The sequence below is a fragment of the Streptomyces pinistramenti genome (assembly GCF_020564935.1).
GTDB classification, from domain to species: Bacteria; Actinomycetota; Actinomycetes; order Streptomycetales; family Streptomycetaceae; genus Streptomyces; species Streptomyces pinistramenti.
Genome location: NZ_JAJCXB010000007.1, coordinates 100,329 through 116,588, shown reverse-complemented (window position 1 = coordinate 116,588; position 16,260 = coordinate 100,329). Strand labels below are relative to the sequence as shown.

16 protein-coding genes and 1 pseudogene are annotated in these 16,260 nt (G+C 72.5%); 5 read left to right on the top strand and 12 right to left on the bottom strand.

Going from position 1 to position 16,260, the window contains the following annotated elements; genetic code table 11:
- The first annotated feature begins 253 nt into the window (after positions 1 to 253).
- The 3 genes from LIU39_RS07575 to LIU39_RS07565 all read left to right on the top strand — a co-directional run bounded on the left by LIU39_RS07575 (position 254) and on the right by LIU39_RS07565 (position 2,896).
- Complete coding sequence (locus tag LIU39_RS07575) at positions 254 to 1,063, top strand: NAD-dependent epimerase/dehydratase family protein (RefSeq protein ID WP_227045795.1); 810 nt, start codon at positions 254 to 256, stop codon at positions 1,061 to 1,063.
- A 224-nt stretch (positions 1,064 to 1,287) separates the two neighbouring features.
- Complete coding sequence (locus tag LIU39_RS07570; protein WP_227045794.1) at positions 1,288 to 1,560, top strand: GlsB/YeaQ/YmgE family stress response membrane protein; 273 nt, start codon at positions 1,288 to 1,290, stop codon at positions 1,558 to 1,560.
- A gap of 82 nt (positions 1,561 to 1,642) precedes the next feature.
- Positions 1,643 to 2,896, top strand: coding sequence for a TerD family protein (locus LIU39_RS07565; protein WP_227045874.1), 1,254 nt, complete (start codon positions 1,643 to 1,645; stop codon positions 2,894 to 2,896).
- A gap of 90 nt (positions 2,897 to 2,986) precedes the next feature.
- Here the strand turns inward: LIU39_RS07565 and LIU39_RS07560 are convergent, their stop codons facing one another.
- Positions 2,987 to 4,030, bottom strand: coding sequence for an MsnO8 family LLM class oxidoreductase (locus tag LIU39_RS07560; protein WP_227045793.1), 1,044 nt, complete (start codon positions 4,028 to 4,030; stop codon positions 2,987 to 2,989).
- Between the two features lie 74 nt (positions 4,031 to 4,104).
- On the opposite strand from LIU39_RS07560, the gene LIU39_RS07555 reads away from it, so the two are divergent.
- Entirely contained in the window at positions 4,105 to 4,989 is an 885-nt protein-coding gene (locus LIU39_RS07555; RefSeq protein WP_227045792.1) for a class I SAM-dependent methyltransferase, read from the top strand.
- Here LIU39_RS07555 and LIU39_RS07550 read toward each other — a convergent pair.
- Both LIU39_RS07550 and LIU39_RS07545 read right to left on the bottom strand, forming a co-directional pair.
- Positions 4,964 to 5,453: pseudogene (locus LIU39_RS07550) on the bottom strand (alkaline phosphatase PhoX); the annotation flags it as partial. The gene LIU39_RS07555 and the pseudogene LIU39_RS07550 overlap by 26 nt on opposite strands.
- A 324-nt stretch (positions 5,454 to 5,777) precedes the next feature.
- Positions 5,778 to 7,286, bottom strand: a complete 1,509-nt coding sequence (locus LIU39_RS07545; protein WP_227045791.1) for a hypothetical protein — start codon at positions 7,284 to 7,286, stop codon at positions 5,778 to 5,780.
- Positions 7,287 to 7,505: 219 nt separating this feature from the next.
- Here LIU39_RS07545 and LIU39_RS07540 point away from each other — a divergent pair, with 219 nt between their 5' ends.
- A complete protein-coding gene (locus LIU39_RS07540) occupies positions 7,506 to 9,344 on the top strand; it encodes a DUF8508 domain-containing protein (protein WP_227045790.1) in 1,839 nt (612 codons plus the stop codon).
- 72 nt (positions 9,345 to 9,416) lie between these two features.
- Here the strand turns inward: LIU39_RS07540 and LIU39_RS07535 are convergent, their stop codons facing one another.
- The 9 genes from LIU39_RS07535 to sufC form a co-directional block, all read right to left on the bottom strand.
- Entirely contained in the window at positions 9,417 to 10,361 is a 945-nt protein-coding gene (locus LIU39_RS07535) for an EI24 domain-containing protein (RefSeq protein ID WP_227045789.1), read from the bottom strand.
- A gap of 26 nt (positions 10,362 to 10,387) precedes the next feature.
- The gene (locus LIU39_RS07530) at positions 10,388 to 11,023 is read right to left on the bottom strand and encodes a hypothetical protein (protein WP_227045788.1); all 636 of its coding nucleotides are present in this window, start codon (positions 11,021 to 11,023) and stop codon (positions 10,388 to 10,390) included.
- Positions 11,024 to 11,220: 197 nt separating this feature from the next.
- The gene (gene dapD / locus LIU39_RS07525; RefSeq protein WP_227045787.1) at positions 11,221 to 12,210 is read right to left on the bottom strand and encodes a 2,3,4,5-tetrahydropyridine-2,6-dicarboxylate N-succinyltransferase; all 990 of its coding nucleotides are present in this window, start codon (positions 12,208 to 12,210) and stop codon (positions 11,221 to 11,223) included.
- Positions 12,211 to 12,288: 78 nt separating this feature from the next.
- A complete protein-coding gene (locus tag LIU39_RS07520; RefSeq protein WP_227045786.1) occupies positions 12,289 to 12,834 on the bottom strand; it encodes a TetR/AcrR family transcriptional regulator in 546 nt (181 codons plus the stop codon).
- Positions 12,834 to 13,154: a DMT family transporter gene (locus LIU39_RS07515; protein ID WP_227045785.1), complete on the bottom strand. Its 321-nt coding sequence runs from the start codon at positions 13,152 to 13,154 to the stop codon at positions 12,834 to 12,836. Before LIU39_RS07515 ends, LIU39_RS07520 begins: the two co-directional genes overlap by 1 nt.
- A gap of 143 nt (positions 13,155 to 13,297) precedes the next feature.
- Entirely contained in the window at positions 13,298 to 13,639 is a 342-nt protein-coding gene (locus tag LIU39_RS07510) for a metal-sulfur cluster assembly factor (protein WP_227045784.1), read from the bottom strand.
- Positions 13,636 to 14,094, bottom strand: coding sequence for a Fe-S cluster assembly sulfur transfer protein SufU (gene sufU, locus LIU39_RS07505; protein ID WP_227045783.1), 459 nt, complete (start codon positions 14,092 to 14,094; stop codon positions 13,636 to 13,638). Before sufU ends, LIU39_RS07510 begins: the two co-directional genes overlap by 4 nt.
- A 53-nt stretch (positions 14,095 to 14,147) precedes the next feature.
- Positions 14,148 to 15,404 (bottom strand): cysteine desulfurase, encoded by a 1,257-nt coding sequence (locus LIU39_RS07500; protein ID WP_227045782.1) that lies wholly within the window; start codon positions 15,402 to 15,404, stop codon positions 14,148 to 14,150.
- Positions 15,405 to 15,492: 88 nt separating this feature from the next.
- Positions 15,493 to 16,257, bottom strand: coding sequence for a Fe-S cluster assembly ATPase SufC (gene sufC, locus LIU39_RS07495; RefSeq protein WP_227045781.1), 765 nt, complete (start codon positions 16,255 to 16,257; stop codon positions 15,493 to 15,495).
- Between the last annotated feature and the right edge of the window lie 3 nt (positions 16,258 to 16,260).

Here is a 16,260-nt window from a genome sequence, read left to right as displayed (position 1 = left end):
CGGCGCGTACGCGTCTCTCCCCGCACACCGTCGCGCCCGTGCACGTCTCTGATCCACGTACATATCCCTGAACGCCGTCACGCTAGAGCAGCCTTCCCACGCCGGTCAAGGGCCCGAAACCACCGCGCCACAGGCCGAACCGGCCGCCGCAGTCGGCGTCTTGACCTGCCCTGATCCGCGTCCCTACGGTGTCCACAGATCTGAATGCTGTCCGCGCATACAGCCTCGCAGCTCAGCCCGAGGAGCCCCGCCCATGACCGCACCCCGCACCGTCCTGCTCACCGGCGCCGCCGGCGGACTCGGCACCCTGATGCGCGCGTTGCTGCCGCCGTACGGCTACCGGCTGCGGCTGTTCGACCAGCGGCCGATCGACGACGCGCCGGACGCGATCACCGCCGACCTGGCGGACACGGACGCGCTGCGCGATGCGGTGCGCGGCGTCGACGCGGTCATCCACCTCGCCGGCATCTCCCTGGAAGCGCCCTTCGAGAAGATCCTGCGGGCCAACATCGAGGGCACCCACCACCTCTACGAAGCGGCCCGCGAGGAAGGCGTCCGCCGCGTCGTCCTCGCCTCGTCGAACCACGCCGTCGGGTTCACGCCGCGGCCGGCCGACGGCTCCGCCGCGATCCCCGTGGGCACCCCGCGCCGTCCCGACACCTTCTACGGCCTGTCCAAGGGCTTCGGCGAGGACCTCGCCTCGCTCTACTGGGACCTGCACGGCATCGAGACCGTCTCACTGCGCATCGGCTCCTGCTTCCCCGAGCCGACGACCGTACGGATGCTGTCGATCTGGCTGAGCCCCGCGGACTGCGCGCGGCTGCTGCACGCATCCCTGACCGCGGAGCACGTCGGCCACACCGTCGCCTACGCCTCGTCGGCCAACACCCGGCTGTGGTGGGACCTGTCGAGCGCCCGCGCCCTCGGGTACGCGCCGCAGGACGACTCCGAGCCGTACGCGGCCGCGCTGCTCGCCGCCCAGGGCGCACTCGACCCGGACAATCCCGAACACACCCATATCGGCGGGGCGTTCTGCACCGACCCGCCCCTCTGGCCGTACTGACGGGGGCGCGCGGCGGCGCCGCCCGCCCCCCGCCCGGCGATGTGCTGCGGCCGATCCGCCGCCGCACGCAACGCTGTACCCTCCCCTGGCGTCTTCGAAGACACAACGCTACATCGAAAACACCACGTCACACCGGCAGCGCCGCCACACGGGCGGCGCATCGCAACAGCGCACGGGGCGGCGGCACGTCAGCGCGGCACTGCGCAGGAACGAGGAAACGCACCATGGGTATCGTCAGCTGGCTCGTACTGGGACTGATCGCCGGCGTGATCGCCAAGGTCCTGCTCCCGGGACGCGACCCGGGCGGGCTCGTCGGCACCACCCTGATCGGCATCGTCGGCTCCTTCATCGGCGGCTGGCTGTCCGTCAAGATCCTGGACCGCCCGATACCGAAGGACATCTTCGACCTCTCGACCTGGGTCGCCGCCGTCGCCGGCGCCCTCGTCCTGCTGATCGCCTACCGGCTGCTGTTCGGCAACTCCCGCGACCGGCGCTGAACGGTCGGGCGGGAGGCAGCGGATCGGCAGCGGGTAATGGAACCGTAAAAGCCGGTCGTTCGTTACTGCTGGCATGACCGCTATGACTCCTGGCTCGAACCTCCCGCTCACCTCCGCGCGGGTGGCGGTGGACGTCACCGCTCCCGCGCGGCTGGATGTGTCGGGCCTGTTGCTCACCGCCGAAGGCAAGGTGCGCTCCGACGACGACTTCGTTTTCTACAACCAGCCCAACGGCCCCGGTGTGACGCACAGTTCCGGGGCGGCCGGCGGCGGCGACACCATCACCGTCGACACCACGGCGGTGCCCGACGGCATCGAGAAGATCGTCGTCACGGCGAGCCTGGACGCGCCCGGTGCCACCTTCGCCGGAACGGAACCGACCGGCACCGTCCGCAACGCCCAGGACGGCAGCGTCCTCGCCTCCTTCACCCCGCCGCAGCTCGGGGCGGAGACCGCGCTGGTGGTCGTCGAGATCTACCGCCGCAACGGCGCCTGGAAGGTGCGCGCCGTCGGCCAGGGCTACGCCGACGGCCTGGCCGGGATCGCCACCGACTTCGGCGTCAGCGTCGAGGAGCCCGCGGCGTCCGAGCCGCAGGCCGCTCCCGCGCCGACGCCCGCCCCGCAGCCGCAGGCCCCCGTGGCGCCGCCCGCCGGCCAGTGGGGACCGCCCGCCGGCGCCCCCGCGCCGCTCGCCCCGCCGCCCGCCGCCGTGCCCCCGGCCCCGCCCGCCCCGCCTGCGGCGCCCGCCCCCGGCGCCGGCAAGATCAATCTCGACAAGGGCCGGGTCAGCCTCCAGAAGAACCAGACCGTCTCGCTGGTCAAGGGCGGCCGCCCGCTGCTGAGTTCGGTCGCGATGGGCCTGGGCTGGGAGCCCGCCTTCCGCGGCAAGGACATCGACCTGGACGCCTCGGTCATCGCCTACGGACCGGACCGCAAGAAGGTCGCCAACTGCTTCTTCGGCAAACTGCAGGTGCTCAACGGCGCGATCCAGCACTCCGGCGACAACCTCACCGGCGACGGCTCGGGCGACGACGAAGTGATCACCGTCCACCTCGGTGGCATCCCCCCGGAGGTCACCGGCCTGGTCTTCACCGTGAACTCCTTCTCCGGACAGAAGTTCACGGAAGTCGCCAAGGCGTACTGCCGGCTCACGGACGCCCGGACCGGCGAGGAGCTGGTGCGCTTCGACCTGACCGGCGCCGAGGCACGCACCGGCGTGATGATGGCCAAGCTCATCCGGCAGTTCTCCGGCGAGTGGGAGATGACGGCCATGGGCGAGTTCGTCGACGCACGCACGGTCCGCGGCATGGTCAAGCCGGGAGCCGCCGCGCTCTGACCCCGGCACCGCAGCCCGGGAGGACCCGCCGCCCCGCGGGTCCTCCGGGCGCGCCCGGCCCGCGCCCGCACACCGGGCAGGCCGCACAGCTCACCGCAGGTCCGCCGCCGGACCGGCCGCGCCCGCCAGGCCCGCCACCCTGGCCAGCCGCTCGTAGGACTCCAGCAGCGGCCCGCGCTCATAAGTACTGGTCGTGACCAGCACCTCGTCCGCCGCACTGTCCTCGATCAAGGTGCCCAGGGCGTCGGCGACCTCGTCCTCCGTGCCGTACAGCTGCCCGCGCAGCGCCGCGTCGTAGAAGCCGCGCTCCCGCTCCGGCATCGCCTCCGCCGCAGCCTCGGCCTCCGCGGCGGGCCGCAGCGGCGGGAAGACGCCGTGCGTACGGGAGTGGGCCAGGGCGCGCGCCTCCGGGAGCAGCAGTCGGCGGGCCTCACCGGCGCTGCCGGCCACCGCGACGGTCCCCGAGACGACGACGTACGGCCGGTCCCACAGCGCCGAGGGGCGAAAGGCCGCGCGGTAGCCCTCGATCGCCTCCCGCATGCGCTGCCTGCCCCGTACGTCCCCGATCACCAGGGCGAGCCCCGCTTCGGCCGCCGGCTGCGCGCCCGCGCCCGTGGCCAGCACGAACGCCGGCACCCGCAGCCCCTCGGCAGGCCAGGCGTGCACCTGCGGGTGGCTGCGCTGGGTGCCGGTGAAGTAGCCGGTCAGCTCGGCCAGTTGCGCCCCGAAGCCGTCGGCGGCGTCCTTGTCCGTGCCCAGCGCGCGGCGGATGCCGCCGGTGAACCCGACGGACCTGCCGAGGCCCATGTCGATCCGGCCGGGGAAGAGCGATTCCAGCACCCCGAACTGCTCGGCGACGACCAGCGGCCGGTGGTTGGGCAGCATCACCCCGCCGGTGCCGACCCTGATCACGGAGGTCGCCGCGGCGACCGCGGCGGCGAGCACGGTCGGCGCGGAGCCGGCCACCCCGGGCACGCTGTGGTGCTCGGACACCCAGAAGCGGTGGTAGCCGAGCCGCTCGGCGTGGCGCGCCAGGGCCACGGTGTCCCGCAGCGCGTCCGCCTGCGGATGTCCCTGCCTGGTGCGGGACCGGTCCAGGACCGAGAATCGTGTCGTCCGTATCGTCGAGCTCACCTCTCCTTCAACACCCGCGCGCGCCCAGGATTCCGCCCCGCCCCATACGTCACGGCATGCACGAGGAGCGTGTGATGACGCAGCAGCCGCCCCCGGACGACACCGACCGTCCGGGCCTCCGGGACCACCCGGACGGCCCCGGCCTCCCCGACCGGGTCGCCGAGATCTACGGCGACTTCGACCTCAGCACCGTCGCCGCCTTCGCCGGCGGCTTCATCAACTTCGGCTACTGGGCCCGGATGCCGCACGCCGGGCAGCGCGGCCCGCTGACCGAGGCCGACCGGATCCGCAGCGAGCAGGACCTCTACCGGCTGGTCCTGGACACCTTCGCGCACACCGAGGGACGCGACGCCCTGGAGGTCGGCTGCGGCCGCGGCCTCGGCAGCGCGCTGGCCCTCCAGGAATACGGCTTCGCCTCGGTCACCGGCCTGGACGCCCACCCCGACCAGATCGACCGCGCCCGCCGCACCCACCCCGACCTGTCGGAGCGCCCCGGCACCGGCCGGCTGGAGTTCCTCCGCGGCGCCGCCCAGCGCATCCCGCTGCCGGACGACTCGGCGGACTGCCTCTTCTCCGTGGAAGCGGTGCAGCACTTCCGCAATCTGCCCGGCTTCGCCCAGGAGGCGGCGCGGGTACTGCGCCCGCACGGCAGGCTCGCGCTGACCACGTTCTTCGCCCGCAGCCCGGAGGCCGCACGGGAGCTGCCCGGCCTGCTGCCCGCGTTCGCCGACGGCCTGGACGTACCGCACGTCGTCGACGAGGTGGCCGGGGCGCTCGCCGGCGCCGGTCTCGCGCAGGTGCGGATCCGGGCCGTCGGGGACGGCGTCTGGGAGTTCTACGACCGCTACATGGCCGAGCGGCCGGAACTCCGCGACAAGTGGCCGCGCCGGTATCTGACCGCCTACCGGGACGGCCTGCTGGACTACTACCTCCTCACGGCCGCCGCCACGGGCCGGTGACCGCCGACCTGGAGCCGGGAGTCCGGATGCCGGCGCACAGCATCCGCCCGTCGGGACGAAGACCGGCCCGGTGAACTCGCTGTACTCCGGCTGCTGCGCGGTGCCGATGGTGAGTTCGTTGCGGGCGACCGGGTACGTCCGGCCGTCCTCGGTGACCCCGAAGAGGTGCTGGACGCCCTCGCCGTCCTCGGCGATGATCAGCCCGCCGCAGGGCGAGACGGTGATGGTGTCGGGGCCGTCGACCCCGCCGTCCCCGGCGGGGTCCGGGTCGACGCCGAGCAGCACCTTCAGCGCCAGGGTCCGGCGCCGCGGGTCGTGGAACCACACCTGCCCGCCGTGCTGCACAGGGCTCTCCGCGCGGGCGGACGAGGACACGACGTAGCGCCGCCGTCGGCCCACCGGAGCCCTTCCGGCCTCCGGGCCCGGGTGATGTCCGCGTCGTCGAACTGCTGGCGCACCGGCACCGGTCATGCCGTGCACTCCGGCCTTGCCCGCGGTCTCCTCGCAGGTCGGCCAGGTGTCCCGAGGGGTGTGCCCGCCCGCGCGGTTGGTGGACGTACCGGCGAGGCCATCCGCCCGTGCCGGTCCGGCCGGGGCCGGGGCCGCGACGGCCCCGGTGCGGTGGCGAAAGCCGGTTGAACGGGGCGCGTCGGCCAGGAAGCGGTTGCCCTTCGCCGGACGGCGTCCGGCACCGGAGAACCGCCCGGACACGACGACGGGCGGCGCCGGCGCTTTCCGCACCCGCACCGCCCGTTACACCCGTCAGGCGTCCCGCCTCCTGCCGGGATTCAGCTCCCGGAGCGGGACCGCGCCTTGAAGGCGGCCTTGCGGGCCTCCTTGGCGGCCTTCTTGTCCGGGTGCAGCCGGCCCATCGCCTCCAGGACGTCGGCGGTGGCCGGGTGGTCCACCCGCCAGGCGGCATCGAAGAACCCGCTGTGCTGGCCGGTCAGCCCCTCGACCAGCTCGCGCAGCTCGGCCGCGTCCTCGTCGGCGACGCCCAGCTGTGCCGCGATGGTGTCGATGGTCAGCCAGAAGATCATGTCCTGGGAGGGCTCGGGAATGCCGGGCAGCGCGCGCTCGGCGAGCCAGACCCGGGCCAGACCGCCCAGCTGCGGGTCGTCCAGCACGTCCCGCAGCGCGGACTCGGCGTCCGGCGAGACCAGGGACAGTGCCTGCTGGGCGGCCAGCCGGCGCAGCGGGGCGCGCTCGTCGTCGCCGCGGGCGGCGGCGAGCAGATCCCGTGCGGCGTCCACCGGCGTGCGGGCGGCGAGCCACTGCTCGGCCTCGGCCTGGGCGAGCGCCTCGGGGTAGTCGGGCAGCGCCTCCAGCAGGACGTCGGCGCCCTTGTCGGTGAGGTCGCCGAGGGCCGGGGCGTCCACCCCTGCGTCCAGCATCCGGGCGCGGACGGCGTAGACACCGAGCGGGGTGAGGCGGACCAGGCCGTAGCGGGAGACGTCCTCCTCGTCGAGCGGCTCGGCGGCCTTGACCGTCTCGCCGTCCTCGTCCATCTCCTCGATGAGCGCCTCGTCCACCGGCGTGTACCTGACCAGGCCGATCGGCTCCAGCACCCGGAACTGGTCGTCCAGGCGCATCATCGCCTCGGAGACCTCTTCGAGCACGTCGTCGGTGGGCTCCTCCATGTCGTCCGGGACGATCATGGAGGCGGCCAGGGCGGGCAGCGGGACGTCCTGCTCGGGGCCTTCGTTCAGGGCGGTGAGCAGGTAGAGGTTGCCGAGGATGCCGTCGAGCAGCTCGGCCTCCTCCTCGGGGTTCCAGTCGATCGCGTCGAGGTCGAGTTCGCCGCCTTCGGCGAGCTGGTCGGCGATGTCGGAGAGGTCGGGGGCGACCGCGTCGGCGAGCACCGTCTCCATGCCGCCGAGCCAGATGTCGAGGACGTCCTGGGGGCTGCCGGAGGTGAGCTGGGCCAGCTCCTCGCTCGGTGTCGCGATGCCCACGGCGATGCCGTCGGGGAGCCCGGCGTCCTGCGTGCCGTCGGCCGTCTCCCCTTCGGAGTCCTCGGTCTCCTCGATGTCCACCAGGCCGGTGTCCACGGCGAGCTGCCACGCCTCGGCGGTGTAGCCGGGCCCGTCCTCGTCTCCGGCCAGGCCGAGGTGCTCGGTGGCCGCCGCCAGGGACTCCTCCAGGATCTCGCCGCCGACGCCGACCGGCACGCCCCGCTCGGCCCAGCGGGCCAGCGCGGCCGCGCGGGCCATCAGCGGTGCGCTCAGCGCGTCCCGGGCCAGTTCCGCTTCGGAGTGCAGCCGCACCGGCGGCAGGGTCGGGCGGTCTGCGGACATCTGGTGCTCAGCTCCTCGAACGGACTACGGCTCGTGCGACGCCCAAGCGTAGACGGAATTCCGGGTGAGCCGGACGGTTCACTCACCCGCCCTCTCCCGGTCACCTCGGGCATCTTGACAACTCCCTTGCGCACGCAAGAGATTGACGCGCGTAGAGAGCGCCGGTCCCGCTCGTACGCACCGCAGTCCGTCCCGTTTCCTCTCCCTCGGAGGCTCTCCATGCCGTCCCGTCGTCCGTTCCGCAGGCCGGCCGCCGTCACCGCGGTGGTCTGCGCCGCGCTCGCCGCCGGACTGCTCGCGCTCCCGCAGTCCGCCGCCGCCGCGGGCACCCGGATCCATGACATCCAGGGCCGCACCCGGCTCTCCCCGCTGGCGGGCCGGCAGGTCTCCGGCGTCCCCGGCACGGTCACCGCCGTCCGGTCGTTCGGCTCGGCCCGCGGCTTCTGGGTGCAGGACCCGCATCCCGACGACGACCCGGCGACCAGCGAAGCCGTCTTCGTCTTCACCGGAAAGGAGACGCCGAAGGCCGCCGTCGGGGACGCGGTCACGTTCGCCGGCACGGTCGGCGAGTACTACCCGGGCGGCAAGGACGCCGGGCTCCAGTCCGTCACCGAGATCACCGACGCGACCTGGAACGTCACCGCATCCGGCACCCCGCTGCCGGCCGCCTTCCGCCTCAACGCCGCCGCGATACCGGCGCGTTACGCCCCCGACGCCGGCGGCAGGAACATCGAGGCACTGCCGCTGCGCCCCGGTTCGTACGCCCTGGACCGCTACGAGTCCCTGGAGGGCATGCGGGTCTCGGTGGCCGACGCGCCCGTCGTCGGCCCGACCAGCAGCCATCACGAGCTGTGGGTCACCGCCGAGCCCGGTCACGCCCGTACCGCCCGCGGCGGCGCGCTCTACAGCTCGTACGCGGACCCCAACTCCGGCCGCGTCAAGGTGGCTTCGCTGCTCCCCCTCGACCAGCACCCGTTCCCCGTGGCCGATGTCGGCGACGAGCTGACCGGCACCACCGAAGGGCCACTGGACTACGACAGCTTCGGTGGCTACACGCTCCAGGCCACCGCGCTGGGCAAGGTCACCGACCACGGCCCGGCCCCCGAGACCACCCGCAAGCAGCAGGCCGACGAGCTGGCCGTGGCCACCTACAACGTCGAGAACCTCTCCCCCGCCACCCCGCAGGCCAAGTTCGACCGGCTCGCCCGGGCGCTGGTCCACCACCTGGCCGCGCCGGACGTGGTGGCCCTGGAGGAGGTCCAGGACGACAACGGCCCCACGGACGACGGCGTGGTGTCCGCCGGCGTCACCCTCAAGAAGCTCACCGACGCGATCAAGGCGGCCGGCGGCCCGGCGTACGAGGCGCGGCAGATCGATCCGGTCAACGACCAGGACGGCGGGCAGCCCGGCGGCAACATCCGGGTCGCCTTCCTCTTCAACCCCGACCGGGTGTCGTTCACCGACATCCCGGGCGGCGACGCCACCACCCCGGTGCGGGCGGTCGACGACCACGGCAGGGCCGCGCTCTCCGCTTCGCCCGGCCGGATCGCGCCGACGGATCCGGCGTGGAAGGACAGCCGCAAGCCGCTGGCCGGCCAGTTCTCCGTCAAGAACCGCCCCGGCAGCCGGGTGTTCGTGGTCGCCGACCACTTCAACTCCAAGGGCGGCGACCAGGGCCTGGACAGCCGTTTCCAGCCACCGGCCCGCAGCTCCGAGACCCAGCGCACCGCACAGGCCCGGCTGGTGAACGGCTTCGTCAAGGACCTGCTGGTCAAGGACCCGAAGGCCGACGTGGTGGTGGCCGGCGACCTCAACGACTACCAATTCTCGCCCGCCCTCAAGGCCCTCACCGACGGCGGAGTCCTCACCGACCTCGTCAACGGACTGCCGCGGAACGAGCGCTACGGCTACGTCTACAACGGCAATTCGCAGGTGCTCGACCACATGCTCACCAGCAGCCATCCGGCCAGGACCGACTACGACATCGTGCACATCAACGCCGAGTACGCCGACCAGGCCAGCGACCACGACCCGCAGGTACTGCGGATCAGGCCGTGAGGACGGGGCGGGGCCACACCCCCGGAATGACCACCGTGGCCTCGACCTGCCCCTGCTCCAGGAGGGCGCAGGTCACCAGCCGGCCGGCCCAGGACCTGCGGACCGCCTCGGCGCCTGCCCCGGCCCCTCCTTCGGCGTGAACTGCGAGGGCGGCGGCCCGAATCCGCCGCCCGGCGCGGCCGGTACCCGGGCGTATCCGGCGGCGGCCGGTGCGTACTGCGGGCCGCTCGCCTGCGGGTGCCCGTACCGGTCCGGGGCGCCCGCGTCCGTGCCGTCGGCGGACGGCTCCGCCTCGTCCGGCGCCAGGTCCCGCGCCAGCAGCGTCGCGCCGGCCACCGCGCCCGGCATCAGGACCACCGCGACGAACGGGACGAGGAACAGCAGCACGAGCGGGGTGCCGAAGCCGACGGCGAGTGCCTTGCGGCCGCGCAGCAGCCGCAGCCGCTCGCGCACCGGGATGTCGCGGCGCTGCATCGCCACCGACGTCAGCTCGACGGCGAGAAAGAATCCGGAGACGCAGAAGCCGACGGCCGGGATGACGGTCTGCCCGATGAACGGCACGAAGCCCAGGACGAACAGCGCGATGCCGAAGGGCGCGGCACGCAGCAGCACATGGACGCTGTCCCGCAGCGCGATCCAGATCTCCCGCCACAGCGGCCGGTCGGGGCTCCGGGGGCAGTGACCCTCGGATTCCTCGACCTTCTCCGACAGCTCCTCGTAGAACGGGTCACCGATCAGCAGGGTGACCGCGGTGAAGGTCAGTACGGACAGCAGCAGCCCGGCGGCGACGAACAGGCCGCGCAGCAGGCCCTGCCACGGTGCGCCCCAGCCGTCGGCGAACGGCGTGGCCCAGGCGGCGATGTCGCCGGACCAGAGGACGAGCACGGTCAGCACGGCGGCGTACAGCACGAGGGTGATCAGTGCGGGGATCAGCCCGAAGCCCCACCAGCGGCCGTGTCCCGCGACCCAGCGCTGGCCCCTGCCCAAGTACCGCATTCCCGCTATGAGATCACGCATGGCATCACCCTAAGGGGGGATGCGGCTCACCTGACACGCACATGCCAGCAGGCCCCGGCCGTGCCGGACGGCGCCCCGCTGCCGTCCGCTCGGCCGTGCCCCGCGATCACCCGCAGACCGCCGCCCGCGAGCTGTGCGAACGTGCCGAAGCCCACCGTGTCCCGGCCGGTCGCGCACCTGGCGCAGGCCCCGGTCAGCGCCCGGCAGCCGGCCCGTCCACGGCCCGCGTCGACGAACACCCCGGGCGGCAGCCCGCAGTCGCACGGCCCGACGTGCACGCTCCGCACCCGCTGGCGCGCGTACCGCATCCCCCGCGCGTACCGGATGCGGCCGCCGAGCGCCGTGACCTCCAGCAGCGCGGTACACCGGTGGGCGCCCGCGCGGGTCAGGGCCAACGCGTCGGCGCGACTGTGCAGCGCGTGGAATCCGCAGTCGCAGCGCGGCGCGGGACGGGGGTGCCGGCGGCCGTACGCGCAGCGGGCGTCGGCCAGGACGCCGTACGGGAGCGCGCCGCCGACGGAGACGCCGGTGAAGCCGGCGCGGGTGCCGTCGCGGGACAGCAGGAGGTGGGCGAGCTTGTAGCCGCACAGTGGCCCGCCTGCGGACGGCTCCGGTGGGCACCGCCCCTCCGGCGTGCCGGTGAACTCCCCGCCCAGCCGCATGACGCCTCCCGGTACGGCCCGTCGGACACCGTCCCTCCATGGTGGCCCCGCGCCGCCGCGCGGGCACCGGCGCGTTCCGGCCCTCACGAGGCCGCGTCAAACGGCCGCCGGACGCAGCGCGCCCCCACACGGTCCGTCCGAGGTCCGTGCGGGGGCGCCGGTGCGGGCGGGGCGCTGCGCCGCCCCGCGCCGTGCGGTCAGTTGTGGCTGTGCAGCACCTCGTTGAGGCCGCCCCACACCGCCTTGTTCGGCCGGGCCTCGACCGCGCCGGTGGTGGAGTTGCGGCGGAAGAGGATGTTGTCGGCGCCGGACAGCTCCAGGGCCTTGACGATCTGGCCGTCGGGCAGGGTGACGCGGGTGCCCGCGGTCAGGTACAGGCCGGCCTCGACGACGCACTCGTTGCCGAGGGCGATGCCGACGCCGGACTCCGCGCCGAGCAGGCAGCGCTCGCCGATCGAGATGATCTGCTTGCCGCCGCCGGACAGGGTGCCCATGGTGGAGGCGCCGCCGCCGACGTCGGAGCCGTCGCCGATGACGACGCCTGCGCTGATCCGGCCCTCGATCATGGAGGTGCCCAGCGTGCCGGCGTTGAAGTTGACGAAGCCCTCGTGCATGACGGTGGTACCGGCCGCGAGGTGCGCGCCGAGCCGGACCCGGTCGGCGTCCCCGATCCGTACGCCGGTGGGCACGACGTAGTCGGTCATCCGCGGGAACTTGTCGACGCTGGTGACCTGGAGGTGCAGCCCCTCGGCGCGGGCGTTGAGCCGCACCGTCTCCAGCTGGTCGACGGGCACCGGGCCGAGCGAGGTCCAGGCGACGTTCGCCAGCAGCCCGAACTGGCCCTCCAGGCTCTGCCCGTGCGGCTTGACCAGCCGGTGGCTGAGCAGGTGCAGCCGCAGGTAGACGTCGTGCGCGTCCAGCGGCTTGTCGTCCAGCGAGGCGATGACCGTACGGACGGCCACGACCTCGACGCCGCGGACCGGGTCCGGGCCGACGGCCTTCGGCGCGGCGGCGCCCAGCAGTTCGGCGGCCCGCTCGCCGGTCAGGCGCTCGGTGCCGGCCGGCCCCGGCGAGGCGGCCAGCTCGGGCGCCGGGAACCAGGTGTCGAGAACGGTGCCGTCGGGGGTGACGGTGGCGAGCCCGGCGGCGACGGCGCCGGCGGTACGGGGGGTAGCAGCATCGGTCATGCCGAAAACCTAACCGGAGGGCGCCCGCCGAGGCGAACCGGTCTCATCGACCGGCCGCCCCGAGCCGCCTCCGGCCCGTCACTCCCCGCCCAGCACACCGGCCAACCCGGCCCGTACGGTGGCGCGTTCGAAGGGCTGCCCGGTGAGCAGGTGCTGGAGCATCAGGCCGTCGACGAAGGCCACCACGGCGCGCGCGGCCGGCACGTCGCCGGTGCGCCGGGCGAGCAGCCGCACCATCTCCTCCAGGCACTCGGCGGCGATCGGCCGCACCGCCTCGCGCCGCAGCGCCGCCAGGTACAGCTCGTACTCCAGCTCCACCCGGGAGCGGTCGCCCGCCAGGCTCTCCTCGATGAGCCGGGTGACCTCGTCGGCGAGCGGCACCGCCGGATCGATGCCGTCGGCCCAGCGTGCGAAGTCGGCCATCCAGCCGCCGTTGACCTGCCGCAGGGCGGCCACCAGCAGCTCGTCGAGCGTCGCGAAGTGGTACGTCGTCGAGCCCAGCGGCACATCCGCCGCGGTGGCCACCGCGCGATGGCTGAGTCCGGCGATACCGCGCTCGCCGACCACGCCGATCGCGGCGTCGATCAGGCGCTGGCGCCGGTCCGGGTCGTAGCGCCGCGCCATCAGTGCGCACCGCCCAGATTCAGCACCACGACCCCGGCGATGACCAGCAGCACCCCGAGGATCTTCAGGGCGCTCGCGCTCTCCCCCAGGAACACCATGCCGATCGCCGCGATCAGCGCCGTGCCGGCTCCGGCCCAGATCGCGTACGCGGTGCCGATGCTCATCGACTTGAGGGTCTGGGCGAGCAGCGCGAAGGCCAGGAGGTACCCGGCCACCGTACCGAGCGAGGGCCACAGCTTGCTGAAGCCGTCGCTGTACTTCATCGCGGTGGTCGCGAGGATCTCGGAGAGGATCGCACCGGCCAGCGTCAGATACACCATACGTACGAGCGTACACAACGATGCGTACGGACGTACATACCTGTGCGGTCCGGATCCGCCCCGACCGCAGAAAAACGGCCCTGCCCGCCAGAGATCTGGCGGGCAGGGCCGCAAAAGGTGCGACGGGCGCGGGATCAGACGTGTCAGACGTTGAACCCCAGGGCACGCAGCTGCTCGCGGCCGTCGTCGGTGATCTTGTCGGGGCCCCACGGGGGCATCCAGACCCAGTTGATCTTCAGCTCGTTGACGATGCCGTCCGTGGCGGACTTCGCCTGGTCCTCGATGACGTCGGTCAGCGGGCAGGCCGCGGACGTCAGCGTCATGTCGATGGTGGCGATGTTGGCCTCGTCGACGTGAATGCCGTAGATCAGACCGAGGTTGACGACATCGATGCCCAGCTCGGGGTCCACGACGTCGTACAGCGCCTCGCGGACCTCTTCCTCCGAGGCCGGCTTGGTCAGGGTGTTCTCGGGTGTTTCGGTCATGCGGTCTTCGCCTCCTCGGAGAGGGCCTTGGCCGTGGCGTCCTTCCAGGCCATCCAGCTGAGCAGCGCGCACTTCACGCGCGCCGGGTACTTCGAGACGCCGGCGAAAGCCACCGCGTCCTCCAGCACCTCTTCCATCGCGTCGTCCGGCTCGATCTTGCCCTTCGACTGCATCAGCTCCAGGAACGTCTCCTGGATCCGCTGCGCCTCGCCGAGCTCCTTGCCGACGAGAAGGTCGTTGAGCACCGATGCGCTGGCCTGGCTGATGGAGCAGCCCTGCCCCTCGTAGGACACATCGTCGATGGTCGTGCCGTCGTACTTCACGCGCAGGGTGATCTCGTCCCCGCAGGTGGGGTTGACGTGGTGCACCTCGGCGTCGCCGTCCCGAAGACCGCGCCCGTGCGGGTGCTTGTAGTGGTCCAGGATGACGTCCTGGTACATCGAATCCAGCTTCACGACTCAGTCAGTCCTCGTCCTCATCCGCCGTGCGTGATCAACCGCTGTCTTGTCTAACCGAAGAAGTTGCGGACGTGCTCCAGGCCCTCGACCAGGACATCGACCTCGGCCGGGGTGGAGTACAGATAGAACGACGCTCGCGTGGTCGCAGGAATTCCGTACCGCAGGCAGACCGGCCGCGCGCAGTGGTGGCCGACCCGGACCGCGATGCCCTGCTCGTCGAGCACCTGGCCGACGTCGTGCGGGTGGATGTCGCCGAGCGTGAAGGAGAGCGTCGCCCCGCGGTCCTCGGCCGTGCTCGGGCCGATGATGCGCAGGTCGGGGACCTCCAGCAGCCGCTTGACGGCGTACTCGGTGATCACGTGCTCGTGCTCGGCGATCCGGTCCATGCCGATCGCCGAGAGGTAGTCCACGGCCGCACCGAGGCCGACGGCCTGGGCGATCGGGGGCGTACCCGCCTCGAACTTGTGCGGCGCGGGCGCGTAGGTCGACGAGTGCATCGACACGGTCTCGATCATCTCGCCGCCCCCGAGGAACGGCGGGAGGTCCTCCAGCAGCTCCTGGCGGCCCCACAGCACGCCGATGCCGGTCGGGCCGCACATCTTGTGGCCGGTGAAGGCCACGAAGTCGGCCTGCAGCGCCTGGACGTCCAGCACCATGTGCGGGGCAGCCTGCGAGGCGTCGATGACGACCAGCGCACCGACCTCCTGGGCCCGCCGGACGATCGTCTCGACCGGGTTGATCGTGCCCAGCAGGTTGGAGACCAGGGTGAACGAGACCACCTTGGTCCGCTCCGTGATGATCTCGTCGATGGTGGAGAGGTCGAGCCGGCCGTCGTCGGTCAGCCCGAACCACTTCAGCTTCGCGCCGGTGCGCTGCGACAGCAGCTGCCACGGAACGATGTTGGAGTGGTGTTCCATCTCCGAGATGACGATCTCGGTCTCGTGGTCCACGCGGTACGGCTCGTCGGCCCAACCCAGCATGTTGGCCACGAGGTTGAGCGACTCGGAGGCGTTCTTGGTGAAGATCACCTCGTCGCGGCTCGGCGCGTTGATGAAGGCGGCGACCTTGTCGCGGGCGCCTTCGTACAGCTCCGTGGCCTCCTCGGCGAGGACATGCACGCCGCGGTGGACGTTGGCGTTATGGCGCTCGTAGTAGGCGTTCAGCGCATCGAGGACCTGGCGCGGCTTCTGCGACGTCGCCGCGTTGTCCAGGTACACGACCTTCTTCCCGTCGTGGACCAGCCGGTCCAGGATGGGGAAGTCCTTGCGGATCGCCTCTGTGTCGAGGAGGCCCGGCATCTGTGTCACGCCCCTGCCCTTTCGTTCGCTTCTCCGCCCACGAGGCGCACCTGCGGGTCACAGGTCGTCCGCAGGCCGGTGGCCTCGCGTGCGTCGCTCACAGAGTTGCGCCGCCCTTCGTGTACTCCTCGTAGCCCTCGGCCTCCAGCTTGTCGGCCAGCTCGGCGCCGCCGGACTCGGCGATGCGGCCGTTGGCGAACACGTGGACGTGGTCGGGCTTGATGTAGCGCAGGATGCGCGTGTAGTGCGTGATCAGCAGGGTGCCGACCTCACCGGTCTCGCGGACGCGGTTGACGCCCTCGGAGACGGTGCGCAGCGCGTCGACGTCCAGGCCGGAGTCGGTCTCGTCGAGGATCGCGATCTTCGGCTTGAGCAGCTCCAGCTGAAGGATCTCGTGGCGCTTCTTCTCACCGCCGGAGAAGCCTTCGTTGACGTTGCGCTCGGCGAACGCGGGGTCCATGGACAGGCGCTCCATGGCCTCCTTGACCTCCTTGACCCACAGCCGCAGCTTGGGGGCCTCGCCGCGGATCGCCGTGGCCGACGTCCGCAGGAAGTTGGAGACCGAGACGCCGGGGACCTCGACCGGGTACTGCATGGCCAGGAAGACGCCGGCACGGGCGCGCTCGTCGACGGACATCTCCAGGACGTCCTCGCCGTCGAGGGTGACGGTGCCGCCGGTGATCGTGTACTTGGGGTGACCCGCGAGCGAGTAGGCGAGGGTCGACTTGCCGGAGCCGTTGGGGCCCATGATGGCGTGCGTCTCGCCCTGCTTCACGGTCAGGTCGACGCCCTTCAGGATCTCGCGCGGGCCGTTCTCGGCCTCGACGGAGACGTGCAGGTCGTGGATCTCAAGCGTTGCCATGGG